Source organism: Mesorhizobium sp. PL10 (genome assembly GCF_053714315.1).
Map to the genome: position 1 here is coordinate 65,163 of NZ_JBSKBR010000012.1, position 25,758 is coordinate 90,920.

Below are 25,758 nucleotides of genomic sequence, written 5' to 3' on the forward strand. Positions count from 1 at the left end.
CGTTCAGCCCGGCCGCAGCATGGCGTGGGAAATGGCGAAGATGCGCTCGGCGCCGAGCATATAGGCCATCAGCGTCTCGCGCCGGAACAGGCCGGCATAGGCGCGGTCGAGCACGTTGAGCGAACCGGTATAGGCGCCGAAGGCCGGCATGATCATGCGGCCGCCATCGCCGGCAAAGCAGCGCCGCCGCACCGAGCGGCCGCGCTGGACGATGCGCGCGCAAGGGTGAAGATGGCCCGCGACTTCGCCCTCGGTTCTCACCTTCGACGGCTCGTGCCGGAACAGCAGCGAGCCGATAGCGAGTTCGCGCACCGTCTCTCCGGGCAGGTCGGACGGCGCTTCCGGGTCATGATTGCCGGCGACCCAGAACCAGTCGCGGCCGGCCATCAGCGCTTCCAGGCGCTCGCGGAAGGACTGATGCATGCGCTCGGCGCCACCGCCATCATGAAAGGAATCGCCCAGGCTGATGACGATCGAAGGCTGATAGTCCCCGATCACCGCCTGCAGCCGCAGCAAAGTGGCCCCAGTATCATAAGGCGGGATCAGGGCGCCGCGCCGGGCGAAGGACGAGCCTTTTTCCAGATGCAGGTCGGAGACCGCAAGCAGTCTGAGATCGGGGAAGTAGAGCACGCCGCGGGGATCGCAAACCGCGCGCTCGCCGGCGATGCCGACCATGCCGGCCTCGGCGTTCAGTGTTGCGCGCGCCGGCGAAAAATTCATTCCTCGATCATCCCGGGGCCCATGGCTTCCTCGACCAAAGTCGCCGCATCCATCAGCAGCGTTTCGTCGGCCTCGCCATTCACCGGCATCTTGCCGATCTCGAGCATGATCGGCACGGCAAGCGGCGATATCTGTTCGAGCGCCTTATGCACGATTCGACCCTGGATGCGCGAGAGCATGTCCGCAAGTCTGCTGACATCGAGCAGGCCAGCCGCCGCATCGGCGCGCGTCGCCTGCAGCAATATGTGGTCGGGTTCATGGCTGCGCAGCACGTCGTAGATCAGGTCGGTCGAGACGGTGACCTGGCGACCGCTTTTCTCCTGGCCGGGGTGGCGCTTCTCGATCAGGCCCGAAATCAGCGCGCAATTGCGGAAGGTGCGCTTGAGCAGCCAGCTGTCGGCCAGCCATGCTTCGAGGTCGTCGCCCAGCATGTCCTGGTCGAACAGCGCTGCGAGCGACGGCTTCCTCGCCTTGAACATCGCCCCCATATCGCCCAGCGACCATATGGCCAGCGCATAATCGGTGGCGACGAAACCGAGCGGCCTGGCGCCGGCCCTGTCCAGGCGGCGGGTGAGCAACATGCCGAGCGTCTGGTGCGCCAACCTGCCCTCGAACGGATAGGCCACGAGATAGTGACGATTGCCACGCGGGAAGGTCTCGATCAGCAGGTCGCCGCGTTTGGGCAATACGGATTTGTCGGCCTGGAACCGCAGCCAGTCCGACACCTGCTCGGGCAGTTTTTTCCAGCGTTGCGGATCGTCCAGCATGATGCGGACCTGTTCGGCCAGATATGTCGAAAGCGGAAATTTGCCGCCGCCATAATAGGGCACCTTGGCGTCACTTCCCGGGGCGTTCGAGACGAAGCATTCGTTCTCGCGAATGCCTTCGAAACGCAGCACTTTGCCGGCAAACATGAATGTGTCGCCATGCGTCAGTGTCTCGAGGAAGGCCTCCTCGATCTTGCCAAGAACCGCACCGCCACGCGAGGCCGAGCCTTTGCTGCCGGCCTTGACGTAGCGCACATTGAGCGCCGGCACTTCGATGATCGTGCCGACATTCAGCCGGTATTGCTGCGCGACGCGCGGATTGGAGACCCGCCACATCCCGTCCTTGTTCAGGCGGATACGGGCGTAGCGCTCATAGTTCTTGAGCGCATAGCCGCCGGTGGCGACGAAATCGATGACGCGGTCGAATGTCGGCCGATCGAGGCTGGCATAGGGCGCCGCTGTCAGCACTTCTTCGTAGAGATCATCGGCGCGGAACGGACTACCGCAGGCGCAGCCCAGCATATGCTGCGCCAGCACGTCGAGCCCGCCATCGACCAATGGCGGGGTGTCCTGCGCGCCGAGATAGTTGGCGTCGAGGGCTGCCCGGCATTCCAGCACTTCGAAGCGGTTGGCCGGAATGAGGATCGCCTTCGACGGTTCGTCCATGCGGTGGTTGGCTCGGCCGATGCGCTGCGCCAGGCGGCTGGCGCCCTTGGGCGCGCCGACATGGACGACGAGATCGACATCGCCCCAGTCGATGCCGAGGTCGAGCGTCGAGGTGGCGACGATGGCGCGCAAAGCGTTTTCGCCCATCGCCTTCTCGACGCGCCGGCGCTGGCCGACATCGAGCGAGCCGTGATGCAGCGCGATCGGCAGAGTGTCCTCGTTGACCCGCCACAATTCCTGGAACAACAGCTCGGCCTGGCTGCGGGTGTTGACGAACAGCAGGGTCGTCTTGTGGCGCTTGATCTCGCGGTAGATCTCCGGCGTGGCATAGCGCGCCGAATGTCCGGCCCATGGCACGTGCTCCTCTGAATCGAGGATGGAGATTTCCGGCTTGGCGCCGCCCGTGACGACGATCAGCTCAGACATGTCGGGGCTTGTCTGACCTTTGGGTGGATTCTGGCTGACCAGCCATCGCCGCAATTCGTCGGGCTCGGCCACTGTCGCCGACAGGCCGATCGTTTGCAGGCCGGGCACAATGCTGCGCAACCGCGCCAAGCCGAGCGCCAGCAGATGGCCGCGCTTCGAAGTCACCAGCGAATGCAGTTCGTCGAGCACGACATAGCGCAGATCCTCGAAGAAGCGCCTGGCATCGCGCGCAGCGATCAAGAGCGCCAGCTGCTCTGGGGTGGTTAGCAGGATATCGGGAGGCACCAGCTTTTGCCGCTGGCGCTTATGCGAGGGTGTGTCGCCGGTGCGCGTCTCAATGGTGACTGGAAGCCCTATCTCTTCCACCGGCTTGCCGAGATTGCGTTCGATGTCGACGGCCAGCGCCTTCAGCGGCGAGATGTAGAGCGTATGGATGCCGCGATGCGCCTGGCCGGGCTTTCGCCTGGGCCGGTTGGCCAATTCAGTCAACGAAGGCATGAACCCGGCCAGTGTCTTGCCGGCCCCGGTCGGTGCAATCAGCAGCACCGATTGTCCGGCCTGCGCCTTGGCCAGCAGCTCAAGCTGATGGGCACGCGGCGACCAGCCTTTTTCGCCGAACCATCTGATGAACGGCTCGGGCAAGGCGACGGCGGCATTCTGTTCTGCAAGGCGCGGCTGCTCGGTCACGCGCCAGAGGTAGCGCGACGACGCGCGAACGCCAAGGAAAATCGGAACAAAAGGTGATCGAGGTGAGCTTCCCTCGCCCCCTTGTGGGGGAAGGTGGATCGGCGCGATAGCGTCGAGACGGATGAGGGGTGTTCCAGCGGAGTGACGCGTTGGCGTTCCCTGGAACACCCCTCATCCGACCTCGCTTCGCGAGGCCACCTTCTCCCACAGGGGGAGAAGGACAGGCGCTTCCGCTACGGCCGCCGAAACCCAGTCGGCCCGCCATACAGATATCCAATCCGATCAACCGCCTCCTTGAGCCCTTCGCGCGAGACCAGCATGGTGTGGCCGTTGGCGTGGATCATGTCATTGATGTCGGTCATGATCGCGACGTGGCCCTTCCAGAACACCAGGTCGCCGCGCTCCAGCCCGGTGAAATCCGGACCCGGATCGAGCGGCGCGCCGAGGCCTGCCGCCTGCATGTCGGAATCGCGCAGCACGTTGCGGCCAGCCATGCGCATGGCGAGTTGCACCAAGCCCGAACAGTCGATGCCGAAGCCAGAGGTGCCGCCCCAGAGATAGGGCGTGCCGAGAAACATCTCGGCCACTGAGACATAGTCGGCGGCGACGTCGCCGAGCGGCCGCAGATGGCCGGCGATCAGCGCCTCACCGGAGGGGAGCAGCGCATATTGGGTGCCGCGTGTTTCGGCAGCACCGGTCACCGTCACCGTCGAGCCCATAGACAATTGGCCGGCGATGGGAAAGCGCAGATCCGCGCCGGGATAGAGGAAGGTGCGCGGCGCCGAGACGATGTGGGTCGGCGCATGCTCGCGTGCGCCCAGCATGGTGGCGCCTACATAGCCGACATAGCCGTCGCGTTCGGCCTGGACCCAGGCCCAGCCCTCGGTCTCCTCGAAGACCAGCACATCGTCGCCGAACAGCACCTGCGTGTTGACGCCGGCATCCGGGCGCGGCGCCTTGCGGATATCGGCCACGGAGGCAGTGATGCGCGCCGGGCGGCCGGTGACGAAGCGATCGGCCGACACCTCGCCTTTCAGCCTGGCATCGGCGAGGTCGGAACGGAAGGCGTGAAGGCGTGCATCCCTTGCGGTCAAATCATCAATCCAGCTAAATGGTAATTGGTCAGATAGGCAGTTCGTGAGCCTTGGCAACGATACCATCGCCGAAGCGCTCGACAAAGAGCGCGCCTTCGACAGTGCGCCGGATCAGCACATTGCGCTTGTCGAGCTCGTCGCGGTGGCGCGACACCAGCTTCAGCGCACCCATCGTGTCGAGCGCGCGGGTGATGACCGGCTTGGTGACATTGAGGCGGGCAGCCAGGCCGCGGACGGTGTGCGGCGGCGGATCGAGATAGATGGTGAACAGGATCGCCGTCTGGCGCATGGTGAGATCGGGCGCATCATCGCGCACCTGTGACAGCATCACCTGCTGCCACAGCCGCATCGCCTGGCTCGGACGCATCGAAATCGACATCGCCCAAGCATGACGGCAAATTGTTTCGGTTCCGTTTCAGTTTTGGCAGCCGGCGCAATGCCCGGACAACCCTAGCCAAAGCGTTTCGAAATGACCTGTTCCAGCGCGCGGATGCCTTGCGCCTCGCCGCCCGCAGGGCCGTAGGGGCGGTCGGACGGGTTCCAGGCAAAGATGTCGAAATGCGCCCAGCCCGCCGTCCGCTCGACAAAGCGCTTGAGGAACAGCGCCGCCGTGACCGATCCGGCGAAGCCGTCCGTGGTGACGTTGTTGATGTCGGCGATCTTCGACGCCAGCTTGGCGTCATAGGGCCGCCACAGCGGCATGCGCCACAGTGGATCCTCTGCGGCCACCGAGGCCGCCGCCATTTCGGATGCCAGCGTCTCGTCGCCGGTGTAGAAAGGCGGCAGGTCTGGCCCGAGCGCGACACGCGCGGCGCCGGTCAGTGTCGCCATGTCGATCAAAAGGTCAGGTTCTTCATCATCGGCCAGCGCCAGCGCATCGGCCAGCACCAGCCGTCCTTCGGCGTCGGTGTTGCCGATCTCGACGGTGATGCCCTTGCGGCTCACCAGCACGTCGCCGGGTCGGAAGGCATTGCCGGCAATCGAATTCTCGACCGCCGGGATCAGGACGCGCAGCCGCACTTTCAGCCCGGCGGCCATGATCATCGAGGCAAGGCCCAGCACATTGGCGGCGCCGCCCATGTCCTTCTTCATCAACAGCATGCCCGACGACGGTTTGATGTCGAGGCCGCCAGTGTCGAAACAGACGCCCTTGCCGACCAGCGTCACCTTCGGCGCGTCGTCCGGCCCCCAAATCATGTCGATCAGGCGCGGCGCGCCGACCGAGGCGCGGCCGACCGCATGGATCATCGGGAAATTCTGCTTCAACAGATCATCGCCCTTGATCACCGATATTTCGGCGTTGTGTGTGGCCGCCAGCGTCCGCACCGCCTTCTCCAGATCGTCCGGTCCCATGTCGCTGGTCGGCGTGTTGACCAGATCGCGTGTCAAGAAGACGCCGTCTGCGATACGGCGGACACGTCCTGGATCCACGCCGGGCGGCAGCGCAAAGCGCAGCGCCTTGCCAGGTTTCTTGCCGTAACGGGTGAAGACATAACCGCCGAGAACCAGGGCTATGGCCGCGAGCTCCGGCTCAGCGTGCGCTGAGGCAAACTGCCAGTCGCCTTCCGGCAGGGCTCTCGCGAGCGCACCGATCGCCAGCGCGCCCTCGCCTTCGCCGATGCCGAACAGGGCGCCGGCAAGCGCGCCGTTTTCGCCGGGCAGGGCGAGCGTCCTGCCGGCTTCGCCGGAAAAGCCGTTGGCGCCCGCCCATGCGATCGTGGAAGGCGAAAGCCCCAAGGCTTGCAGTCCATCCCTCGCGACCAGATGGACCGGCAAGGCTCTGTTTAGTGTCTCGACGAGTTCGACGGGCATTCGATGGTCTCCGGCGCAGGCTTTCAAGTCGTCCCCAGTCACCTGACAGGGACGTCGAATGATTTCAACATCTATGCACAGAGGCCAGGCATAGGAAAATGCCAAGCCAATGGCTTCCGGCGGGCCGCGTAACGATCTCAACGGGACGCTTTTTAACTATCCGTTAGGGTTAACAGAATATTTCTGGGGGAATGAAGATGGCCTCGCAATGGCCACGCAGGAATGGAGAGCCCCGTGCCGATGCCGACCAACCGCAGGATGAACGTTACGGGCAAACGGTTGGTCACCACGGCGTTGCTGATGGCGCTCGCCGCCGGTGTTGCCGGGTGCGGAACCAGCAAGCTCACCACCGGTTCGATCGGGCGCACCAGCGGCAAACCGCTGGAAACCATGTCGGCCAGCGAGTTGCACAGTGCGACCACGCGGCTCGGCGAATCCTACGCAAGGAACCCCAACGACAAGCGGCTGGCGACAAATTTTGCGGCGGCACTGCAGATGGACGGCGATGCCGACCAGTCGCTTGCCGTGATGCGCAAGCTGGCGATCGCCTACCCCAAGGATCGCGACGTGCTTGCCGCCTATGGCAAGGCGCTCGCAGCCAATGGTCAGTTCGAGCCCGCGCTCGACGCCGTGCGCCGGGCGCAGACGCCGGAATATCCGGACTGGAAGCTCATGTCGGCCGAAGCCGCCATCCTCGACCAGATCGGCCAGAAGGATGAAGCACGCCAGAACTACCGCAAGGCGCTCGACCTCAAACCGAACGAACCCTCGATCCTTTCAAATCTCGGCATGTCCTATGTGCTGGAAGGCGACCTGCGCACCGCCGAGACCTATATGCGCTCGGCCGCCCAGCAACCGAATGCCGACAGCCGGGTGCGCCAGAACCTGGCGCTGGTCGTGGGACTTCAGGGCCGTTTCGACGAGGCCGAGAAGATCGCCTCGCAGGAGCTTTCGCCCGATCAGGCGCAGGCCAATGTGGCCTACCTTCGCCAGATGCTTGCCCAGCAGAACGCCTGGAGCCAGCTCAAGGATCAGGACAAGGGCAAGCCGGCGACCAACTGAGCGCCGCATAGGCGCCGAACGCATCCTCAGCGCTGGGCAAGATCCATCCACACACCAAAGCTGAAAAGCAAGGAGCCGCATTGCCTTAGCAGTGCGGCTCTTTTGTCTGGCTGCAACAAGCCCGTTACTGGCTTGAGGAATTGTGCTGGTCGCCGAAGATGCCGCGCTGGCTGACCTGCATGCCGGCCGGTCCAAGAATGATGGCGAACAAGACCGGCAGGAAAAACAGGATCATCGGCACGGTGAGCTTCGGCGGCAAGGCGGCGGCCTTCTTCTCGGCGGCATTCATGCGCATGTCGCGACTTTCCGAGGCCAGCACGCGCAATGCGTGCGCCACGGGCGTGCCGTAGCGCTCGGCCTGGACCAGCGCCTGGGACACCGACTTCACCGATTCCAGGCCGGTACGAGCCGAGAGGTTTTCATAAGCCTGCTTGCGCTCCTGCAGATAAGAGAGTTCGGCATTGGTCAGCACGAACTCCTCCGCCAACGCCACCGACTGCGAACCGATCTCATCGGCGACCCTGCGCATTGCAGCCTCCACCGACATGCCCGACTCAACGCAGATCAGCATCAGGTCGAGCGCATCCGGCCACGCATGCTGGATCGACTGCTTGCGCTTGGCGGCACGGTTGTTGACGTAGAGGATCGGCGCGTAGAAACCGGCATAGGCCACAAGGATGCAGACGAACAGTTTCACGAAAGCCGGCCGGTCCGGCAGCCCGCCGAGCACGAACAGATAGATCGCCGCCAGTGCGAAACCGACAAAAGGCAGGACCAGGCGGAAAAACAGGAAGCGTGTCAGCGGATTCTGGCCACGAAAGCCAGCCACTTTGAGCTTCTGCAGCGTGCCTTCATCGGCCAGCGCACGCCGCAGGTCCAGCCTGTCGACGATATTGCGCATGCCGATCGACTGTTCCTCGCGCAGGCCCTTGCGGCGGCGATCGGCTTCGTTGGCCAGCCGTGCGCGCTGCTTGGCGCGCAGTTCGTCACGTTCGAGCGCCACCGATTTCATGCGTGCCTTGAGCTGGTTGCCCCCCAGGGCCGGCAGCAGCGTGAAGACGGTTGCGAACACCGCGATGCCGACCAGCAATGCGATCAGAAAGGCAGGATCGGTCAGCGATTTGACGACTTGGTCGGTCATTCGTTTTCAGTCTTTTCGTTCGAGCTTTCCGAGGTCGGGCCTAAACCTCAAAGTTCATCATCTTGCGCATCACCAGAATGCCGATCGACATCCAGACACCGGCACAGCCCAGGATCAGATTGCCGGTGCTCGTGGTGAACAACGGCATGATGTAATTCGGGCTCGACAGGTAGACGAGAAGGGCGACGACAAAAGGCAGCGCGCCGATGATGACGGCCGACGCCTTTGCTTCCATGGACAGCGCCTGGACCTTGGCCTTCATCTTCTTGCGATCGCGAAGCACGCGCGAAAGGTTGCCCAGCGCCTCGGAGAGGTTGCCGCCGGCCTGCGACTGGATCTGGATGACGATGCCGAAGAAGCTTGCCTCGCTGCACGGCATGGTTTCAGCCATGCGCAAGGTGGCATCGGGGATGGACATGCCAACCTGCTGTGAATCGACGATGCGGCGGAACTCGGTCTTGACCGGCTCCGGCGATTCATTGGCGATCAGGCGAATGGCGTCGTTGAGCGGCAGGCCGGATTTGACGGCGCGTACGATGATGTCGAGGGCGTTGGGAAACTCGTTGAGGAACGCCTTGACCCGGCGCGCACGGCGAAACGAGACGAACCAGCGCGGCAGGCCGAGCGCGCCGGCCAGCAGGGCGCCTGGCAGGACCAGCATCGGCGCCCCGGCGAAATAGGCAAGCGCCGTCAGCGCGATGCCACAAAAGGCGGAGTAGAGATAGAAACGCTCCATCGAGACCTGCATGCCGGCCTGACGAATCTGGGCCTTCAGCGGTGGCTTCTTGACAACGCGTTCGTTGGTCTTCTGCTTTTCATCGAGCTGTTTCAGCGAATCCTGAACGGATTTGCGCCGCTTGACCGCCTCAGCGGCACGGTCGCGTGAAGCCCTGACGACCGAACGATCGGTCTCGGCGGCCTTGATCGTCTCGAGCCGCTTGCCGGCCTGCTTCTCGTTGCTGATCCGGGTGAACAGGAACGCATAGGCGACCGCGCCGGCGCTGAAGCCGGCGAGCGCGATGAACGCCAATACAGTGGTGTCAATTCCGAACATCAACCTCGGTCCCCACGCCTCCAGATGCGTCAGTCAGCGCGTTTCTCCATCGATTCCAGCGCATTGGCGAGGCGCTGTTCCTCGCCATAGTAGCGGGCGCGATCCCAGAAATGCGGTCGGCCGATGCCGGTCGACACATGCTCGCCAAGCAGCCTTCCGTTCGAGTCCTCGCCCTTGATGTTGTAGAGCACGATATCCTGCGTGATGATGACGTCGCCTTCCATACCGATCACCTCGGTGATGTGGGTGATGCGGCGCGACCCGTCGCGAAGGCGCGCCGCCTGGATGATGACATCGATCGAACCGACGACGATTTCGCGCACGGTCTTCTGCGGCAGCGAATAGCCGCCCATGGCGATCATCGATTCGATACGGTTCAGGCATTCGCGCGGGCTGTTGGAGTGGATCGTTCCCATTGAACCGTCATGGCCGGTGTTCATCGCCTGCAGCAGGTCGAAAACCTCCGGTCCGCGCACTTCGCCGACGATGATGCGTTCGGGCCGCATGCGCAGGCAGTTCTTGACCAGGTCGCGCATGGTCACCTCGCCTTCGCCCTCCAGATTGGGCGGGCGGGTTTCGAGACGCACCACATGCGGCTGCTGCAGTTGCAGCTCGGCCGAATCCTCGCAAGTGATGACGCGTTCCTCGCGGTCGATATAGTTGGTCAGGCAGTTGAGCAGCGTCGTCTTGCCGGAGCCGGTACCGCCGGAGATGACGATGTTGCAGCGGACGCGCCCGATGATCTTGAGGATCTCGGCGCCCTGCGGCGAGATCGCGCCGAACCTGACCAGCTGGTCGAGCGTCAGCTTGTCCTTCTTGAACTTGCGGATGGTGAGCGCGGTGCCGTCGATGGACAGCGGCGGAGCGATGACGTTGACGCGGGAGCCGTCGGGCAGGCGGGCGTCGCAGATAGGGCTCGATTCGTCGACCCGGCGGCCGACCTGGCTGACGATGCGCTGGCAGATATTGAGCAGCTGCTGATTGTCGCGGAAGCGGATGCCGGTCTGTTCGACCTTGCCGTTGACTTCGATGTAGACGTTCTTGGAGCCGTTGACCATGATGTCGGCGATATCGTCGCGGGCGAGCAAGGGCTCCAGCGGGCCGTAGCCCAGCACGTCGTTGCAGATGTCTTCGAGCAGCTCTTCCTGCTCGGCTATCGACATTGCGAAATTTTTGATGGCGATGATGTCGTTGACGATATCGCGGATTTCTTCCCGGGCGCTCTCGGGATCGAGCTTGGCGAGCTGCGACAGGTCGATGGTGTCGATCAGCGCGGAGAAGACCTGGCTCTTGGTGTCGTAATAGGTCTCGCTGCGCTCGCGCTGAACCTTTCTTGCCGGCTCCGGCGCCATCGGCGGCGCCTCAACGGCACGGCGAGCGGGCGGCATCGCCGGCGCAGCAGGCGGCGGCGCTGCGGCGGGCCGGGCAAGAACCGCCGTGTCCGCAGGCTTCGCACCCGCCGGGGCCGCAGGCGGCGGTGCTGGCTGACGGAATTCCGGGGTGGACCGGCCGCCGTCGTCGGAGCCTCTTTTACCAAACATGATCGACTACCAATTCCGCTTGAGAAGCGTCATTTCTTGTTGCGCGAGAGCTTGCCGAGCAGACCGCCAAGGCCTGCCTTCTTCTTGGCCTTGATTTCGCTGCGGCCGGTCAGCACATGCGCGATTTCATTGATCATGCCGACGACCGGGCTCTTGGCATCCATCTCGCCCAGCATGCGGCCGTTGTTGGCGGCGTTTCCAAACAGCAACGGGTCGAAGGCGATAACCGACATCGGCGTGATGCCGAGCGGTTCGGCGAAGTCGGAAGCGGAGATCTCGGGGCGTTTCGGCACGCCGGCCTGGTTGATGATGAGCTTCGGCGGCGGATCGTTCGGGCGAAGCCGGTGCAGCATATCGACCATGTTCTTGGTGTTGCGCAGATTGGCCAGTTCCGGTGTCGCCGTGATGACGATCTCGTCGGCCTTCATCAGTGTGTTTTTGGTCCAGCCGGTCCAGACATGGGGGACGTCGAGCACCAGCAGCGGTACGCTGCGCTGCGCGGTGTCGATGAGTTGCGTGAAGGCATCGGGATCAAAGTCGTAGACCCGTTCGAGAGTGGAGGGCGCAGCAAGCAACGATAGGTGATCGGCGCACTGGGCAAGCAGCCGGTCGAGATAGACCTCGTCGACCCGTTCGGGCGAAAACACGGCCTCGGCGATGCCTTGCGCCGGGTCCTGGTCGAAATTTATGTTGGCCGTCCCAAAAGCCAGGTCGAGATCGGCGACGACCACTTCCGATTTGAACAGCGATGACATCGCCCACGCCACATTATGGGCGATGGTCGACGAGCCGACGCCGCCCTTGGCGCCGACGAAGGCGATCGAGCGGCCGATCGGCTCGGATTCCGGATCGACGAAGATCGACGACACCACGGAGACGACATCGGCCATCGACACCGGCGCGATGACATATTCGGAAATACCGAAGCGGATGAGTTCGCGGTAAAGCCCGACATCGTTGTAATGGCCGATCACCACGACTTTCGAGGAGGGATCGCAATATTCGGAAAGCTGGGCAAGCTGCTCCAGCAGCTGCTTCGGTTCGCTGCGCGATTCCAGCAGGATCAGGTTCGGCGTCGGCGCCGACTGGTAGAATTCGATCGCCGTGGCGATGCCGCCCATATGCACTTTCAGATGCGCCTTCGCCATGCGGCGATCCTCGGCGGCCCGCTCGACCGGATGCGCGACACCTTCCGTCTCGCAAAATGCCTGTATCGAAATACGCGGGACCGGCCGCAGCGCCTGCATCGCGGCAATATCCGTTTGCGAGCTGTCGCCGCCGTCTACGGGCGTGTCGTAGGCAAGATTGCTCATCGTCATGCTTCTTTCCGTGACTTCTCTTTCCAGTCTCTACGCGGTACTGGCACTCCTAGTACGTCACTTCCGAATTGCCGAGGAATTCGTCCGAAATACCTCTGCCGCGATAGACGTCGATCACCGCGCCGCGGTTCTCGGCGTCGATATCCGTCGACTTTCTTGGCCCGAGCAGATCAGCCGGATTGGCGAGCTGCGCGGCGAGGTTGTTTTGGGACGAGCAGCCGTAATCGGCGTAGTGCTTGTTTTCCGAGGTCTCGAACAGGTCCTCGGGCCAGCGCCCGCATTTGTCGGTCTGGGCTCTGACCGAAATATAGGAGACGCGAATAGGCGCCGAGGCTTCCGGGGAAACCGACTGATAGGAGGTCACGACGATCCGGTTTCGCTTGATGCCGCTGGCAATTGCCAGCCTGGCGAAATCGCGCGCCGCGGCAGTCGCTGCCACCTCGTTGGCCGAGCCGATCGGGGTTGCGATCGTCAGCGCCGGAGCGGCGCTCTTGTCGTAGCCGTCGAGGAAGCCCAGAAGCGTGTCGCGCTGCGAGCCGGTCATGCCGCGATCACCGGCGCCGACCGGAAGGTCGATCTTCTGGTTCTTCTCGGCAATCACGATCGGATGCGTGGTGCGATAATCGTCGGGGATTGCCCCAACCGTGATGCTGTCGCGCTTGGCGCAACCGGCGAGCGAGGCCGCGATCGCGATCGCCAGGATCGGCATTGCCGATCGGCGGATCCGGGCACCACCGGACCGCACTGTTGCGGCGACCGCCATTGCCTTCGATGCTGACTGAGACATGTCCGCTCCCCGCTTACTTGTAGATGAAGCCGACAACGCCGTGGTAGCGGCCGTTGGGCTTGTCGGTCTGCATGGTGCCGTAGACGCGGTTGACGCGGCCAAGGAACATGGCCGGGCCATCGCCGGCGGCATTGAAATTGTCGTCCGGCTTGGCCAGATCGTTGCGCGCCACCGGCCGTGCCAGATAGGGCGTGATGATGACTACCAGCTCGCTTTCGTTGCGGACGAAATCGCGGCTGCGAAAGAGCGTGCCGAGCACTGGGATCTTGGCCAGGCCGGGCAGACCCGATACGGCCTGGCGGACGTCGTCGCGAACCAGGCCGGCGATCATCATCGAGCCGCCTGACGGCAATTCGACGGTGGTGTCGGCAAGCCTCTTGCGGATCGACAGGAGCGTCGTGCCGGGCAAGTTGGCGATGCCTTCCAGGGTGGCCGCACCTTCCATGGTCGGCTCCGACACGGAGGTCCTGACCTTGAGGCTGATCCGGCCCGCCGACAGCACAACGGGCTGGAACTCGAGGCCTATGCCGTATTCGAGCTTTTCGTTGGTGTAGGTTACCTGGCCGGTCTGGTTATCGGTCGAAACATTGTTCGTACGTGCGGTGATAAGATTGAATTCGCCGCCGGCCCTGAACGTTGCCTTCTCGCCCGAAACCGCGGTGAGGGTCGGTTCGGCAAGCGTCTTCATGACGCCGCTTTGCTCCATGGCGTTGATGTAGGCTTGAAGGCCATTGCCTTGCCCGTCACCCAGCAGATTCAGCGCCGAATTCTGCGAAAGCGGTTTGCCCAGCCCGTAGTTGGGCGAACTCAGCGCACCGTAGGAAATGCCGTCGATGCTGCCGTTGCCGACCATATTGACGCCGAGCTGCTTCATCACCGAGCGGCTGACTTCGGCCACGGTCACCTTCAGCGTCACCTGGTCGTCGCCGATGATCTGCAGCAGGTTGACGATCTTCGAGACCCGGCGCTCGGCGTCCGGATTGTTGATGTCGACGCCGCCATTGGCATTGCCACCGGCCGCGGTCTGCGAATACTGGCCGGTCGTCGCTTCACCGCCGGACACGAAGATGGTTGCCAGATCGACGGCGCGCTTGGCATCGAGCGGCGTATCCACCGTGCCGGTCAGGACGACGTTGTCGTTCAGCAACTCGACCTTGATGTCGGCCGTCGGCAGAAAGCGCTTGAGATAGTCGTCCAACCCGGCGACGTCGCGTTCGACGGCCAGATCCAGACTGACGATCTGCTCACCATTGGGACCGAAGACGAAGATGTTGGTTTCGCCCACGGCCTTGCCGAACAGATAGATGCGCCTTGCCGTGCGGGTCACCGCATCGGCGACCGCGGGGTTGGCGACAAGAATGTCGTAGGCGTCGCTTGGCAGGTCGATGACCACCGATTTGTTGAGGCCGAGCTTGACGCGTTGCGTGGCAGTTGAAGCCGTGACTCCGGCCCTCTTGCCGGCGGCCTTGGCCTCGAGGAGGCCACTTGCATTGGCTCCGAGGAAAAGCAGGCCGATTGCCGCAGCCATGGTGATCGGCAGTTTAGCGATTAACCTCATTTCCTTGCCCCTACTTCGGAAACTTCGCCCGATTTGATCAACCGCACCGTTCCGCGCCGCCCATTGCCGGAAACGAGGTAGTCGGCTTCATCGGTCCCTTTTTCCTTGTTGTCGGTGATCGAGCGCAGCGCCAGCGTCAGGCGATCGGCCATCTGCTGTGCGACAGTGATGATCTCGGCCTGCTGCGGCGTCAGCTCCAGCGTCGCCGTCTGTCCTACCCTGGTCTTCTTGCCTTCCTCGTCCTCCTGGATGGTCTGGTCGATCGCCAGGACGCGGATGTTCTTGAGGATGGTTTCTGTGGTGAATCCGCTGCCGGCATTACCCGTGTCGGATCTGCGGGTCATGATGACGTCGACGAAATCGTTTGGCAGGATAAAGCCGCCTGCCGACGTATCGGCCGAGATCGCGGTGGCGACGGCACGCATGCCGGTGGGCAGGATGGACGACATGAAGCTCTGCCCTTCGCCGATCAGCTTGGAGCGCCGCAACGGCTCGCCGGTGTACATCGCAACGCGGGCGACGGAGCCTTTCAGCTTGTCCAGCGCGTCGGGTTCGGCGGCGCGAGTGATGAAATTCGCGTTGATCCCTTCGGCCGGCCAGGACTCCCAGCTGATGTTGTTCTCAAGCGGGCTGCCCATGGCGACGTCGCCGGAAAGCACGAGCACGTCCTGCAAGGCGATGGCCGGCGCCTGAGGCGCGTCGACGACGACCTGCTGGCGCGGGGAGACCGCCACCATGTTCTTCGCAACGTAACCTGCACCACCCGCCGCAGCCACCGCTACGCCCAGAATGATCAGTCGGGATGCTGGCATCTGTCCGAACCCTCGCCTTTAGGCAAAACCACCTAGCCAGGCCGGACTTTGCAGCCGCAATCGTCAAAACAAGGTTAATGTAATGCTTACGATCGTGATTAATTTAAGGTTTACATAAATTAGACGCATTCAACGCTGCGACAAACAAAAAGGCGGCCAAGCCGCCTCTTTGTCATTGATGCCGGAGCGGCAAAGAGGTTTGCAGTATCACGTCGCCAGCCTTGCCAATGCCCATACCATCAAGGGTGAATCCGGATAGGTCAGCAACCCGCCAATGCCGAGCGCAATGCCGTAGGGAACGCCAGTCGTGTCGTCGGCGAAATGGCGCAGGAACGGATTGTGGCTGGTGTAAGTCGCCAGCGGCGATTTCCGATAGACGAGAATGGCGAGCGTCAGCAGGCCACCGATGAATGTCGAGATCACGAGATACTCGACAAGGTGATTGTTGAACCCCATCCAGACGGCGGTACCGGCGAGCAGCTTGGCGTCGCCGCCGCCCATGCCGCCAAGCGCGAACAGACCGAACGTCACGGCCAGCACCAGGGCGCCAGCAGCGAAATGCCAGCCATAGGTTGCCCAGTCCATGCCCGTCAGCGGCGCAACCAGGGCAAACACCGCCAGCAACAACACCGGCACGCGGTTGGCGATCGTCATCGACAGCATGTCGGAGATCGCGGCAAAGAGCATACAAAAGGGAAAGACGACGAAGATCAGGGCTTCAAGCATCGGCGCGGCGCCTTGGTCAGATGTATCGGGCTTCAGCCTAGACAGGTTCGATTAACGATTGATGAGGCAGCGATCTCAAATTTACTGGTGTCGCCTGCGAAATGCGGGTTCAGTTCCCGCGCATCGCACAAATGAAACAAGGGCCGCAAAGAGCGGCCCTTGTTCCCAAACAATCGCTGATCCGTAATGTATTACGGAGCGTTGCCGGTCGAAACGGCAGTGGCGATGTCGTTGAATTTCACGCCCAGGGCGTTGCCGAGCGAACCAGCACCGACCATGATGGCAAGTGCGATGAGAGCGGCGATCAGACCGTATTCGATAGCGGTCGCGCCGGACTCGTCCTTCACGAAACGTGCGATGAGATTAGACATTCGAGAGCTCCTACTCCACGTGTTACAGCACTTCCGTCAACTTCTGTGGTGGTTGATCGGATGCTGCCAATCTAGGGAGAAGCTCTTTCAATCGGCTTAATAAACAGCCTTACCGATTCCTTTCGCGCCCCGAACAGCTTGCGTGGTTAACCGTAAACTAAACGCCAGACAGCGGCTCGCCTGCCCATGAAAAGGCCGCGAAAGCTAGAACCTCGCGGCTATCGGCGGGACGCTCTTTATATTAGCCATGGACAAAATGCGCACGGATAACCCAGGCCCGGTCATCGGTTTAACCGTTGGTTCACCAATCTCGTTCATGTTCCGTTGAACAAGTTGCCGCCATGGAGCGCTTCGATGACCGCCATGAAATCGTCATTCCTGCTTGCCGCGCTCCTCGCTGTCCCGGCGTTTGTGCTGCCGGCCAAGGCCGGGGCCGGCATCGAAGTGACGATGAATCAGGCCAAGATCGTCAAATTGACACGCCCGGCCGACACCATCGTCGTCGGCAATCCGGCGATTGCCGACGCCTCCGTCCAGGATGCATCGACGATCGTGCTGACGGGCAAGGGGTTCGGCGTCACCAATCTGGTTGTCCTCGACCAGGAGGGCAGCCCGATCATCGACGAGCAGGTGACGGTGGTGCGCCAGGACGCATCGTCGGTGCGTATCTACAGGCGCGCTTCGGTACAGACGATGTCCTGCACGCCCTATTGCGAGAGCTCGTTCAAGAGCGAGTCGGAGAAGACCTCCGAAGCCGAAATGAGCGCCGGCCAGTAAGCGTCTGGGCTGCTCGCTGTTTCCTCGAAACGTCGCATCGGTTAGCGGCGGGTTAATGTCTTCCCGCCAAATTTAACGGTCATCCAAACCGGACCTCAATGGGTTCTCGCTAATGTTGACGGTACCGCATCGGGATCGGCAGGGACGAGACATGGGCGACGTTTTGGACGGGCGTGTGGACGAGGATTCAGGACGCGAGATCGCGCCGGCCAAGGCGGGACTCGTGACTTTTACCCGCCGCTTTCTTGGTGATCGTCGTGGCAGCACGGCGATGGAATTCGCCATGCTGGCCATCCCGTTTGCGCTTCTCGTCTTCGCCATCCTCGAGAGCTGCATTTCATTTGCCGGGCAGGAGGTGATGGCCAACATCACCGACGACGTCGCGCGCCAGGTGCGCACCGGCCAGTTGAAGCCGGCCGACCTGACCGGGACCAAGCTCCGGGATCTCATCTGCACCAGACTGGAGATCATGGTCGCCAAGACCTGCCCCGGACTGCTGGTGGATCTGCGCGAATATCCGACCTTTGCCGATGCCGCCACGGCTGGCTTCAAGATCGTCAATGGCGAGATCGTGCTGACGCAAGGCACGAATTCGATGAGCTTCGCCGTGACGCCGGGCCTGGCGGAATCGAAGAACATGCTGAGGGTCTTCTACAAATGGCCGGTCATGACCGATTTCATGGCCAAATCGATGGCCAATCTGAAAGACGGCAATACGCTGCATTTCGCATCGGTGACCTGGCAGAACGAACCGTTCGACGACTGAGAACTCAGCGTTATTTTGGCTTAAAAGGGAAACAGGCATGTATCGTGCGGGGGCACATCAGGGATTTTCGGGTATCTGGGCAAGAGCGACGCGATTCTGCTCGGATCGCCGCGGCGTCGCGGCCATCGAGTTCGCCTTTATCGTGCCTGTGCTCCTGGTTATGTATTTCGTAACCATGGAGGCCTCGCAGGCCATCGAGACCAGCAAGAAGGTCAGCCGCATCGGTTCTATGGTCGCGGACCTGGTCACGCAGCAGACAACCGTCACAGCTGCCGATATCGATGCGATCATGAAGATCGGCACCTCGACCCTGCAGCCCTACAATCGCTCAACGCCGAACATCATCGTCACGGCGATACAGGTCACGACCGAGACGCCGCCGAAGGTGAAGGTCGTATGGTCGCGCAAGCTGGTCGAGGGCACCTATACCGTCGACGCCGCGAAGGACACCATCACGACAGTTCCCGCCACGCTCAAGATCGCTGACACTTTCCTCATCCGCGTCGAAAGCCAGCTCGCCTACAAGCCCATCGTCACCTGGTCTGCCGACAGCGAAAAGCGACTTGGTCTGACCTCGGCCTTCGACAAGATAACGATGGGCGAGACCTATTACCTCAGGCCGCGCCGGAGCACGACGATCCCCTGCAGCAACTGCTGAAGCGCCGGATCTACTGGCCGCTGCCGTCCGACAGCAGGCGCACGATTGCCGTTGCCATCGCATAGTCGTCAGAGGCGGCTGATATGAAGCCGCCGGAATGTTTCGATTCCACGAGATCGTAGACTTCCGGCGACTGCGATCTGAGATTGGTGAGGAACACGGTCAACCGGCGCTTGGCCTCGGGGTCGAGATCGCTGCGGACGGCATGGGGACCGTATCGCAGCAGGCCGGAGGTCCAGATGACCTGGAGCGCGGCTTCTGGAATCCCCGCCGCCTCCAGCCGCGCCGCCGTGCCGTCCGGGCCAGCCGCCTGATCGCCAGCAATCGCTGTCCGGTTTCCCGCCGCGGCCCGCTCCCAGCCGAACACGGCATCGGCCTGGCCATCGACCAGCATCGCTTCGGCAGCGGCGGCCGAGCCGGCATGAGTGAGGAATTGCGCATCCTGGCTGATCTTGATGCCATCAGCGGCCAGCCCGGCGAACGGCAGAAGAGAACCGCCGACATTATCGGAAGGCGCCATCGCTATGCGGTGCGTTTGCATGGCTGCGAGATCGGGAAGCTTGCTGTCGCGCGTCAAAAGCACGGAACGGATGCCGGTGGCACCGTCGGCATCGGCCGGCGCCACCAGAGGTTCGACGCAGCCGCAACGCTCCGAGGCGGTGGCGTAGGCGGTCGCCGAATAGACCGCATACTGGATCCTGGCATTGGCCTGGGCCTCGATCAGCGCCGCATAGTCATGCGCGACGACGAATTCCACCTTCATGCCGAGCGCCTTGCCGTAGGCGTCTGTCAGCAGAGCCAGACCCGGAACCGTGTTGCCGGCGCCCGGCTCGGCAACGATGCCGATCCGAAACGTCCCGATCTGGTCGCGCCAGTCGGCGTGCGCGGCGTGCGGCAAGGCCAGCAACGCCACGGTGGTCGCCAATGCCCTCCAACCCGGCCCTATCGCGAGATGCGCCCGTCTCATCGATCCATGCCTCGTACCGCCGTTCCTCGAAGCACGTCGCACCCGCAAGGATGCGTACAGTGCACCAAGCCACTGCCGCCTGGTTTGCGATTTGCCAATGCCGCGACGGGACCTTATGTCTGGTCACCCAGACTGGCAATGACGGCACCTATGGCGCGCGCTTTCCTCTTCGTTCTTGATTCTTTCGGCATTGGCGGCGCCGCCGATGCCGAACGCTATGGCGACGCCGGCTCGAACACATTCGGACATATCGCTGAAGGCTGCGCGGACGGCCGCGGCGATCGCGACGGCCTGCGCAAGGGACCGCTTCTGGTGCCCAACATGGTTTCGCTCGGTCTCAGCCGTGCCGCGGAAACCGCAACCGGCTTCCGGTTCGACAACAAGGCCGGGGCTGTTTCAGCCTCCGCCTTCCATGGCGCCGCGCAGGAGATTTCGAGCGGAAAAGATACACCGTCGGGTCACTGGGAAATCGCCGGCCTGCCGGTGCGCTTCGACTGGGGCTATTTCCCCGATACGGTACCCGCCTTCCCTGCCGAACTGACCGAAGCGATGATCCGCGAGGGCAAGGTGCCGGGCATTCTCGGCAACTGCCATGCGCCGGGTACGGAGATCATCGAGCGCTTCGGCGAGGAGCACATCCGTACCGGCAAGCCGATCTGCTACACCTCGGTCGATTCTGTCCTGCAGATAGCAGCGCACGAGGTTCATTTCGGCCTGGAGCGGCTCTACGAGTTCTGCAGGACGGTGCGCCGGCTGGTCGACCCGCTGAAAATCGGACGGGTGATCGCACGGCCTTTCCTTGGCGAAACAACGGCCACCTTCGAGCGCACCTACAACCGCCATGACTACGCCGTGCCGCCGCCCGAGCCGACGCTGCTCGACCGGCTGACAGCGCGCGGAAGCCGGGTGATCGCGGTCGGCAAGATCGGCGACATCTTCGCCCACCGCGGTATCTCGGAAGTGCGCAAGGCGCCCGGTAACATGGCAATGTTCGACAAGGCGTTGGGCGCGATGGACGATGCCGGCGACGGCGACCTGGTGTTCGCCAATTTCGTCGACTTCGACACCGAGTTCGGCCATCGCCGCGACGTCGCCGGCTATGCGGCGGCGCTCGAAGCCTTCGACCGCCGGCTGCCCGAGGCGCTGGTGAAACTGAAGCCAGGCGATCTGCTCATTCTCACCGCTGATCATGGCAACGATCCGACATGGAGAGGCACCGACCACACGCGTGAACGCATCCCGGTTATTGGCATCGCACCGGGTCTGACCGGCGGTGACATCGGGCTCAGAACCACCTTCGCCGATATCGGTGAGACCGTGGCCGAACATCTCAAGCTGGCGCGCGGCCGACACGGTACCTCCTTCCATGCGACGATAGGCAATCATGCCTGAGCTGCCTGAGGTCGAAACGGTCCGGCGTGGCCTTCAGCCGGTTCTGGAAGGCACGCGCATCGTGCGTGTCGAGGTGCGCCGGCCTGATCTCAGATTTCCATTTCCGGCGAAGTTTGCGCAGCGGCTGACCGGCAAGACCATTACCGCGCTTGGCCGCCGCGCCAAATATCTGACCATGCATCTGGACGGCGGTCCGGTGCTGATCTGCCATCTCGGCATGTCGGGCTCGTTTCGTATCGAAACCGCTGGTGACAGTGCGACGCCGGGCGCGTTCCATCACGAGCGCTCGAAGGATGCCAAGCACGACCATGTCGTGTTCCAAGTCGTGTCGCCAGCCGGCGTCCAGTCCCGCGTGATCTTCAACGATCCGCGCCGCTTCGGCTTCATGCTGTTTGCGGAAGGACTGGCCGACGCGCATCCAATGCTGGCGGGACTGGGTGTCGAACCGACCGGCAATGCGCTGGACGGCGTCCTGCTCGCCTCGCTGCTGAAGGGCCGCAGATCGCCGTTGAAGGCGGCTCTGCTCGACCAGAAGCTGATTGCCGGGCTCGGCAATATTTATGTGTCGGAGGCGCTGTGGCGTGCCGGCCTGTCGCCATTGCGCGAGGCGGGCACTATCGCCGGTACCGGCAAGAAGGCCAGGGAACAGAGTGAACGACTGGCCGAGGCAATCCGTTCGGTCATCGCCGATGCGATCGCCGCCGGTGGATCGTCGTTGCGCGACTATGTACAGACAGACGGGTCGCTGGGCTACTTCCAGCATTCTTTCGCGGTCTACGATCGCGAGGGTGAGCCCTGTCCGACGGCTGGCTGCCGCGGCCACATCGAGCGCATCGTGCAAAGCGGCCGCTCGACCTTCTATTGCCGGACCTGTCAGCGGTGAGCTAGACCGGTCTCTTCAATGCGGAACGTGGAGGCCAGCCCATGAGCTATGAAACCATCATTGTGGAGACGCGCGGCAAGGTCGGCCTGATCACGCTGAACCGGCCCAAGGCGCTCAACGCGCTGAATGCCCAGGTGCTGGCGGACATATTGGCGGCGGCAAAGGGCTTCGATGCCGATCCCGGCATCGGCGCCATTGTCATCACCGGTTCCGAGAAGGCTTTTGCGGCGGGCGCCGACATCAAGGAAATGCAGACCATCGCCTACGCCGACGCCTATGTGCAGGATCTTTTCGTCGGCTGGGAGGAATTCGCACGCACGCGCAAGCCGATGATCGCGGCTGTCGCCGGCTATGCTCTGGGCGGCGGCTGTGAGCTGGCGATGATGTGCGATTTCATCATTGCCGCCGACACGGCCAAGTTCGGTCAGCCCGAAATCACGCTCGGCGTCATTCCCGGCATGGGCGGGTCGCAACGGCTCACCCGCTTTGTCGGCAAGTCGAAGGCGATGGACATGTGCCTGACCGGGCGGATGATGGATGCCGCCGAGGCCGAGCGGAGCGGCTTGGCGTCGCGCGTCGTGCCGGCCGCCGAGTTGGTCGAGGAAGCATTGAAGGCCGCGGCGCGGATATCAGAATTTTCCCTGCCCTCGGTGATGATGGCCAAGGAGGCCATCAACCGCGCCTATGAGACGACGCTGGCCGAGGGTCTGCGCTTCGAGCGCCGGCTGTTCCACTCGCTGTTTGCGCTCGACGACCAGAAGGAAGGCATGGCGGCCTTTGCCGAGAAGCGGAAGCCGAATTTCACCAACCGCTAACGTCAATCCGTTGGAGCGTGATGCCTGGACAAAACGGTTCCCGTTTGTCCGAGAAAGCCGCTTCACAGTTTTCGGCATCATGCTCCGGCGGCAGAGGCCAAAAAGAAGCCAAAGCGGCGTTGACGTGCCGGGAAAGCTGAACTATAAGCCGCTCCAACTGAGGCGGCCGTTGGCTGCCCGTTTGTTTTTTGCGCCCTGCGGCATCCCGCATGCGCTCACCAGATCAGAAGAGAGGCATCATGGCCAATACCTCCTCGGCCAAAAAGGCAACGCGCAAGATCGCCCGCCGCGCAGCGATCAACAAGAACCGCCGCTCGCGCGTGCGCACCTATGTCCGCCAGGTCGAAGAGGCACTGGCTGCCGGCGACAAGGCAGCCGCGCTGGAAGCCTTCAAGACCGCAGAGCCGGAATTGATGCGCGCCGCGACCAAGGGCGTGATCCACAAGAATACGGCATCGCGCAAAGTGTCGCGCCTGGCTCACCGCCTCAAGGTACTGTCGGCCTGATCGACTGTTCCTGAACTGTCGTTCTTTCAAACCCGGCCAATCGCGCCGGGTTTTTTCGTTTGCCGGCAAGCACTTAAAAAAGAACGCCCGCAAATCGCGCCCGGCCTGTATTCCAGAGTTCGGAATGGTTTGCCGGCACATACACTGCCAGTGATCTTCCAATCCGCTGAAACGGCCCACGCCAATAAATTTGGCTGTCACAAATTACTGATATTTTTCAATGACTTGCTGGAAGTGATCCACAGCTTGTTCACATCGCCTGTGGGCGACAGGCGGCAAGTTGGTGTCAAGCGAATTATTTCAGAAAATTTCAAACCGCACAGCCATTTTCATATTCGCGGCAAAAGGGTTTGAATCACAATGGCTTTGTCAAAATCTGCGGTTCCAGGACGGGACCCGAACCCTTCATCAGTAACCAGATTCCTTAAAAATCCGTTAGACGTGGCCTTGCCCTATCCACAGCGATTTCGGTAAGGTCTGTCCATCGAAAGGGACGGGCCATTAGCCCATAACCCAGCCTGAATCGGCCAGCTCACAGTGGCGGAATTCATGACGCGGATCAATTCCGCGAACGGGTATGGTTTGTCTTTTCGATGCGGTAGGGGACTGGCGTAATTTGTACATGGCAGATCGATGGCGCACCGGCGTTTTCGCCGGGTGGTGTCGCTTTGCCCGAACATGTCAGACGGACTGGCTTTAAGCAGCCGGGATCGATCCCTTGCTGACGAGGCAACGTCATCGCCGGCGGCGGCGGTGGTGTTGTAACGAAGATACGGTCGTCGGAAACATGGGTGCAGGAGGCGCACTCCCGGCGGAAAAGGTACAAAAGAACAAGGGACGCACAATCATGCAGAGCGGCATCGAGCGGGATCTTACGGGCGACCTGCCATTTCCTGGAACATTGGTCGGAGCGCACGACATGGCGGCTTCCAGCGACGCGGACCAGAAGTTCGACCGGGTCAAGGCCCAGTTGAAAGCGCGTCTGGGAACCGAGGTCTATTCGAGCTGGTTCGGGCGGATGAAGGTGGCGGAGGCTTCCCGGGGCATTGTACGCATCTCGGTGCCCACGGCCTTCCTGCGCTCGTGGATCAATGGCCACTATCTCGATCTCATCGCCGATCTGTGGAAGCACGAGGATCCAGAGGTCCTGAAGATCGAGATCGTGGTGCGCACCGCGACCCGTCCGGCACGCAATGGCGTCGAGCCCGAAGCCGTGCCTGCGCGCAAGATGACCAAGCAGACGCAGACCGCACTGGCGGCCGGAACGGCGGGTCCGGGCCGGGTGGAGCGGGCGCCCGCCCCTCGCCCCGGTACGCCGATCGAGGCCGAGTTCCGGCACAATGTGCTGGGGTCCCCGCTTGATCCTCGCTACACGTTCGGTTCCTTTATTGAAGGCCCGTCGAACCGGGTGGCCTTCGCTGCCGCCAAAGCGGTGGCGGAATCGCAGTCGAGCGCGGTGCGCTTCAATCCGCTGTTCCTCCATGCCACCGTCGGGCTCGGCAAGACGCACCTTTTGCAGGCGATCGCAGCGGAGTCGCTCAAACAGAACCCGAAATCGCGCGTCGTCTACCTGACGGCCGAATATTTCATGTGGCGCTTCGCCACTGCGATCCGCGACAACAATGCGCTGACGCTGAAGGAACAGCTGCGCGACATCGACCTGTTGATCATCGACGACATGCAGTTCCTGCAGGGCAAGTCGATCCAGCATGAATTCTGCCATCTCATCAACATGTTGCTCGATAGCGCCAAGCAGGTGGTGGTCGCCGCCGACCGGCCGCCGTCGGAACTGGAATCGCTGGAGCCGCGCGTGCGTTCGCGCCTCAACGGCGGTGTCGCGCTCGAAATGTCGGCGCCGGACTTCGCCATGCGCATCGGCATGCTCCAGCTGCGGCTTGCGACAGCCAAGGTCGACGATGCGTCGCTCGATATTTCGGAGGAGATCCTCAACCATGTCGCCCGCACCGTGACCGGCAGCGGGCGTGAACTGGAAGGCGCGTTCAACCAGCTTCTGTTCCGTCAGTCGTTCGAGCCGGCAATCACCATCGACCGCATCGATGAAATCCTCGGCCACATCTATCGCTCCGGCGAGCCGAAGCGGGTGCGCATCGAGGACATCCAGCGCATCGTGGCGCGCCATTACAATGTGTCGAAAACAGAGCTTCTGTCGAACAGGCGCACGCGCACCATCGTCAAGCCGCGGCAGGTCGCCATGTATCTGTCGAAGGTGATGACGCCGCGTTCGCTGCCGGAGATCGGCAGGCGTTTCGGCGGTCGCGATCACACCACGGTGCTGCATGCCGTGCGCAAGATCGAGGACCTTTCCGGCGTCGACAACACGCTGGCGCAGGAGCTGGAACTGTTGCGCAGGCTGATCAACGACCAGGCCTGAGCGGCGCGATAGTAGCCGGTTGGCAGGGTTCGCCAGCTTTATCCCCAGAAAGCCTGCGT

At 62.6% G+C, this 25,758-nt stretch carries 24 protein-coding genes; 9 read left to right on the top strand and 15 right to left on the bottom strand.

Features of this window, described 5'->3' with window-relative positions; all coding sequences use genetic code 11:
• Nucleotides 1-3: 3 nt before the first annotated feature.
• The 5 genes from pdeM to ACWGTO_RS20140 form a co-directional block, all read right to left on the bottom strand.
• Entirely contained in the window at nt 4-720 is a 717-nt protein-coding gene (gene pdeM, locus ACWGTO_RS20120) for a ligase-associated DNA damage response endonuclease PdeM (RefSeq protein ID WP_454576553.1), read from the bottom strand.
• Entirely contained in the window at nt 717-3,266 is a 2,550-nt protein-coding gene (locus ACWGTO_RS20125) for a ligase-associated DNA damage response DEXH box helicase (protein WP_454576554.1), read from the bottom strand. Before ACWGTO_RS20125 ends, pdeM begins: the two co-directional genes overlap by 4 nt.
• Before the next feature lie 233 nt (nt 3,267-3,499).
• On the bottom strand, nt 3,500-4,360 hold the full coding sequence (locus ACWGTO_RS20130) for a C40 family peptidase (protein ID WP_454576555.1): 861 nt from the start codon (nt 4,358-4,360) through the stop codon (nt 3,500-3,502).
• A 28-nt stretch (nt 4,361-4,388) separates the two neighbouring features.
• On the bottom strand, nt 4,389-4,739 hold the full coding sequence (locus ACWGTO_RS20135; protein ID WP_181056278.1) for a MarR family winged helix-turn-helix transcriptional regulator: 351 nt from the start codon (nt 4,737-4,739) through the stop codon (nt 4,389-4,391).
• A 71-nt stretch (nt 4,740-4,810) separates the two neighbouring features.
• The gene (locus tag ACWGTO_RS20140; RefSeq protein WP_454576556.1) at nt 4,811-6,172 is read right to left on the bottom strand and encodes a leucyl aminopeptidase family protein; all 1,362 of its coding nucleotides are present in this window, start codon (nt 6,170-6,172) and stop codon (nt 4,811-4,813) included.
• 240 nt (nt 6,173-6,412) lie between these two features.
• Between ACWGTO_RS20140 and ACWGTO_RS20145 the strand changes: the two genes are divergently transcribed.
• Nucleotides 6,413-7,234, top strand: a complete 822-nt coding sequence (locus ACWGTO_RS20145) for a tetratricopeptide repeat protein (RefSeq protein ID WP_454576693.1) — start codon at nt 6,413-6,415, stop codon at nt 7,232-7,234.
• Nucleotides 7,235-7,358: 124 nt separating this feature from the next.
• Here the strand turns inward: ACWGTO_RS20145 and ACWGTO_RS20150 are convergent, their stop codons facing one another.
• The 9 genes from ACWGTO_RS20150 to ACWGTO_RS20190 all read right to left on the bottom strand — a co-directional run bounded on the left by ACWGTO_RS20150 (nt 7,359) and on the right by ACWGTO_RS20190 (nt 16,543).
• Nucleotides 7,359-8,375: a type II secretion system F family protein gene (locus ACWGTO_RS20150; RefSeq protein WP_454576557.1), complete on the bottom strand. Its 1,017-nt coding sequence runs from the start codon at nt 8,373-8,375 to the stop codon at nt 7,359-7,361.
• A gap of 40 nt (nt 8,376-8,415) precedes the next feature.
• Complete coding sequence (locus ACWGTO_RS20155) at nt 8,416-9,429, bottom strand: type II secretion system F family protein (RefSeq protein ID WP_454576558.1); 1,014 nt, start codon at nt 9,427-9,429, stop codon at nt 8,416-8,418.
• A 29-nt stretch (nt 9,430-9,458) separates the two neighbouring features.
• Nucleotides 9,459-10,970: a CpaF family protein gene (locus tag ACWGTO_RS20160; protein ID WP_454576559.1), complete on the bottom strand. Its 1,512-nt coding sequence runs from the start codon at nt 10,968-10,970 to the stop codon at nt 9,459-9,461.
• 29 nt (nt 10,971-10,999) lie between these two features.
• Nucleotides 11,000-12,283 carry an AAA family ATPase gene (locus tag ACWGTO_RS20165; protein WP_454576694.1) on the bottom strand — a complete coding sequence of 428 codons (1,284 nt, stop codon included), beginning with the start codon at nt 12,281-12,283 and terminating at the stop codon, nt 11,000-11,002.
• A gap of 55 nt (nt 12,284-12,338) precedes the next feature.
• Complete coding sequence (locus ACWGTO_RS20170; protein ID WP_454576560.1) at nt 12,339-13,076, bottom strand: CpaD family pilus assembly protein; 738 nt, start codon at nt 13,074-13,076, stop codon at nt 12,339-12,341.
• A 13-nt stretch (nt 13,077-13,089) separates the two neighbouring features.
• Nucleotides 13,090-14,634: a type II and III secretion system protein family protein gene (locus tag ACWGTO_RS20175; RefSeq protein ID WP_454576561.1), complete on the bottom strand. Its 1,545-nt coding sequence runs from the start codon at nt 14,632-14,634 to the stop codon at nt 13,090-13,092.
• Nucleotides 14,631-15,446, bottom strand: coding sequence for a Flp pilus assembly protein CpaB (gene cpaB / locus ACWGTO_RS20180; protein WP_454576562.1), 816 nt, complete (start codon nt 15,444-15,446; stop codon nt 14,631-14,633). The genes ACWGTO_RS20175 and cpaB overlap by 4 nt, the downstream gene beginning before the upstream one ends.
• 207 nt (nt 15,447-15,653) lie before the next feature.
• Entirely contained in the window at nt 15,654-16,172 is a 519-nt protein-coding gene (locus ACWGTO_RS20185; RefSeq protein WP_454576563.1) for an A24 family peptidase, read from the bottom strand.
• A gap of 191 nt (nt 16,173-16,363) precedes the next feature.
• The gene (locus ACWGTO_RS20190; RefSeq protein ID WP_454576564.1) at nt 16,364-16,543 is read right to left on the bottom strand and encodes a Flp family type IVb pilin; all 180 of its coding nucleotides are present in this window, start codon (nt 16,541-16,543) and stop codon (nt 16,364-16,366) included.
• 354 nt (nt 16,544-16,897) lie between these two features.
• On the opposite strand from ACWGTO_RS20190, the gene ACWGTO_RS20195 reads away from it, so the two are divergent.
• From ACWGTO_RS20195 to ACWGTO_RS20205, 3 genes are all read left to right on the top strand, one after another.
• Nucleotides 16,898-17,320 carry a pilus assembly protein N-terminal domain-containing protein gene (locus ACWGTO_RS20195; RefSeq protein ID WP_352587230.1) on the top strand — a complete coding sequence of 141 codons (423 nt, stop codon included), beginning with the start codon at nt 16,898-16,900 and terminating at the stop codon, nt 17,318-17,320.
• 151 nt (nt 17,321-17,471) lie between these two features.
• On the top strand, nt 17,472-18,086 hold the full coding sequence (locus ACWGTO_RS20200; RefSeq protein ID WP_454576565.1) for a TadE/TadG family type IV pilus assembly protein: 615 nt from the start codon (nt 17,472-17,474) through the stop codon (nt 18,084-18,086).
• 37 nt (nt 18,087-18,123) lie between these two features.
• Nucleotides 18,124-18,744 carry a TadE/TadG family type IV pilus assembly protein gene (locus tag ACWGTO_RS20205; protein ID WP_454576566.1) on the top strand — a complete coding sequence of 207 codons (621 nt, stop codon included), beginning with the start codon at nt 18,124-18,126 and terminating at the stop codon, nt 18,742-18,744.
• A 10-nt stretch (nt 18,745-18,754) separates the two neighbouring features.
• Here ACWGTO_RS20205 and ACWGTO_RS20210 read toward each other — a convergent pair whose 3' ends face one another.
• On the bottom strand, nt 18,755-19,711 hold the full coding sequence (locus ACWGTO_RS20210) for a phosphate/phosphite/phosphonate ABC transporter substrate-binding protein (protein ID WP_454576567.1): 957 nt from the start codon (nt 19,709-19,711) through the stop codon (nt 18,755-18,757).
• Between the two features lie 150 nt (nt 19,712-19,861).
• On the opposite strand from ACWGTO_RS20210, the gene ACWGTO_RS20215 reads away from it, so the two are divergent.
• From ACWGTO_RS20215 to dnaA, 5 genes are all read left to right on the top strand, one after another.
• Nucleotides 19,862-21,103 carry a phosphopentomutase gene (locus ACWGTO_RS20215; protein WP_454576568.1) on the top strand — a complete coding sequence of 414 codons (1,242 nt, stop codon included), beginning with the start codon at nt 19,862-19,864 and terminating at the stop codon, nt 21,101-21,103.
• Entirely contained in the window at nt 21,096-21,986 is an 891-nt protein-coding gene (gene mutM, locus ACWGTO_RS20220; protein ID WP_454576569.1) for a bifunctional DNA-formamidopyrimidine glycosylase/DNA-(apurinic or apyrimidinic site) lyase, read from the top strand. Before ACWGTO_RS20215 ends, mutM begins: the two co-directional genes overlap by 8 nt.
• A 41-nt stretch (nt 21,987-22,027) precedes the next feature.
• Entirely contained in the window at nt 22,028-22,801 is a 774-nt protein-coding gene (locus ACWGTO_RS20225) for an enoyl-CoA hydratase (RefSeq protein ID WP_454576570.1), read from the top strand.
• A gap of 239 nt (nt 22,802-23,040) precedes the next feature.
• Complete coding sequence (gene rpsT / locus ACWGTO_RS20230) at nt 23,041-23,307, top strand: 30S ribosomal protein S20 (protein ID WP_023681995.1); 267 nt, start codon at nt 23,041-23,043, stop codon at nt 23,305-23,307.
• An 847-nt stretch (nt 23,308-24,154) separates the two neighbouring features.
• The gene (gene dnaA, locus ACWGTO_RS20235) at nt 24,155-25,699 is read left to right on the top strand and encodes a chromosomal replication initiator protein DnaA (RefSeq protein WP_454576571.1); all 1,545 of its coding nucleotides are present in this window, start codon (nt 24,155-24,157) and stop codon (nt 25,697-25,699) included.
• Nucleotides 25,700-25,758: the final 59 nt, after the last annotated feature.

Bases quoted from the DNA above. Each gene is read 5' to 3' on its own strand.
- ACWGTO_RS20145 (WP_454576693.1), top strand. From the start codon at position 6,413: ATGCCGACCAACCGCAGGATGAACGTTACGGGCAAACGGTTGGTCACC.
- ACWGTO_RS20140 (WP_454576556.1), bottom strand. From the start codon at position 6,172: ATGCCCGTCGAACTCGTCGAGACACTAAACAGAGCCTTGCCGGTCCAT.
- ACWGTO_RS20205 (WP_454576566.1), top strand. From the start codon at position 18,124: ATGTATCGTGCGGGGGCACATCAGGGATTTTCGGGTATCTGGGCAAGA.
- ACWGTO_RS20175 (WP_454576561.1), bottom strand. From the start codon at position 14,634: ATGAGGTTAATCGCTAAACTGCCGATCACCATGGCTGCGGCAATCGGC.
- ACWGTO_RS20225 (WP_454576570.1), top strand. From the start codon at position 22,028: ATGAGCTATGAAACCATCATTGTGGAGACGCGCGGCAAGGTCGGCCTG.
- ACWGTO_RS20135 (WP_181056278.1), bottom strand. From the start codon at position 4,739: ATGTCGATTTCGATGCGTCCGAGCCAGGCGATGCGGCTGTGGCAGCAG.
- ACWGTO_RS20215 (WP_454576568.1), top strand. From the start codon at position 19,862: ATGGCGCGCGCTTTCCTCTTCGTTCTTGATTCTTTCGGCATTGGCGGC.
- ACWGTO_RS20160 (WP_454576559.1), bottom strand. From the start codon at position 10,970: ATGTTTGGTAAAAGAGGCTCCGACGACGGCGGCCGGTCCACCCCGGAA.
- ACWGTO_RS20170 (WP_454576560.1), bottom strand. From the start codon at position 13,076: ATGTCTCAGTCAGCATCGAAGGCAATGGCGGTCGCCGCAACAGTGCGG.
- ACWGTO_RS20185 (WP_454576563.1), bottom strand. From the start codon at position 16,172: ATGCTTGAAGCCCTGATCTTCGTCGTCTTTCCCTTTTGTATGCTCTTT.
- ACWGTO_RS20165 (WP_454576694.1), bottom strand. From the start codon at position 12,283: ATGAGCAATCTTGCCTACGACACGCCCGTAGACGGCGGCGACAGCTCG.
- ACWGTO_RS20200 (WP_454576565.1), top strand. From the start codon at position 17,472: ATGGGCGACGTTTTGGACGGGCGTGTGGACGAGGATTCAGGACGCGAG.
- cpaB (WP_454576562.1), bottom strand. From the start codon at position 15,446: ATGCCAGCATCCCGACTGATCATTCTGGGCGTAGCGGTGGCTGCGGCG.
- dnaA (WP_454576571.1), top strand. From the start codon at position 24,155: ATGCAGAGCGGCATCGAGCGGGATCTTACGGGCGACCTGCCATTTCCT.
- ACWGTO_RS20150 (WP_454576557.1), bottom strand. From the start codon at position 8,375: ATGACCGACCAAGTCGTCAAATCGCTGACCGATCCTGCCTTTCTGATC.
- ACWGTO_RS20155 (WP_454576558.1), bottom strand. From the start codon at position 9,429: ATGTTCGGAATTGACACCACTGTATTGGCGTTCATCGCGCTCGCCGGC.
- ACWGTO_RS20210 (WP_454576567.1), bottom strand. From the start codon at position 19,711: ATGAGACGGGCGCATCTCGCGATAGGGCCGGGTTGGAGGGCATTGGCG.
- ACWGTO_RS20190 (WP_454576564.1), bottom strand. From the start codon at position 16,543: ATGTCTAATCTCATCGCACGTTTCGTGAAGGACGAGTCCGGCGCGACC.
- pdeM (WP_454576553.1), bottom strand. From the start codon at position 720: ATGAATTTTTCGCCGGCGCGCGCAACACTGAACGCCGAGGCCGGCATG.
- ACWGTO_RS20195 (WP_352587230.1), top strand. From the start codon at position 16,898: ATGACCGCCATGAAATCGTCATTCCTGCTTGCCGCGCTCCTCGCTGTC.
- mutM (WP_454576569.1), top strand. From the start codon at position 21,096: ATGCCTGAGCTGCCTGAGGTCGAAACGGTCCGGCGTGGCCTTCAGCCG.
- rpsT (WP_023681995.1), top strand. From the start codon at position 23,041: ATGGCCAATACCTCCTCGGCCAAAAAGGCAACGCGCAAGATCGCCCGC.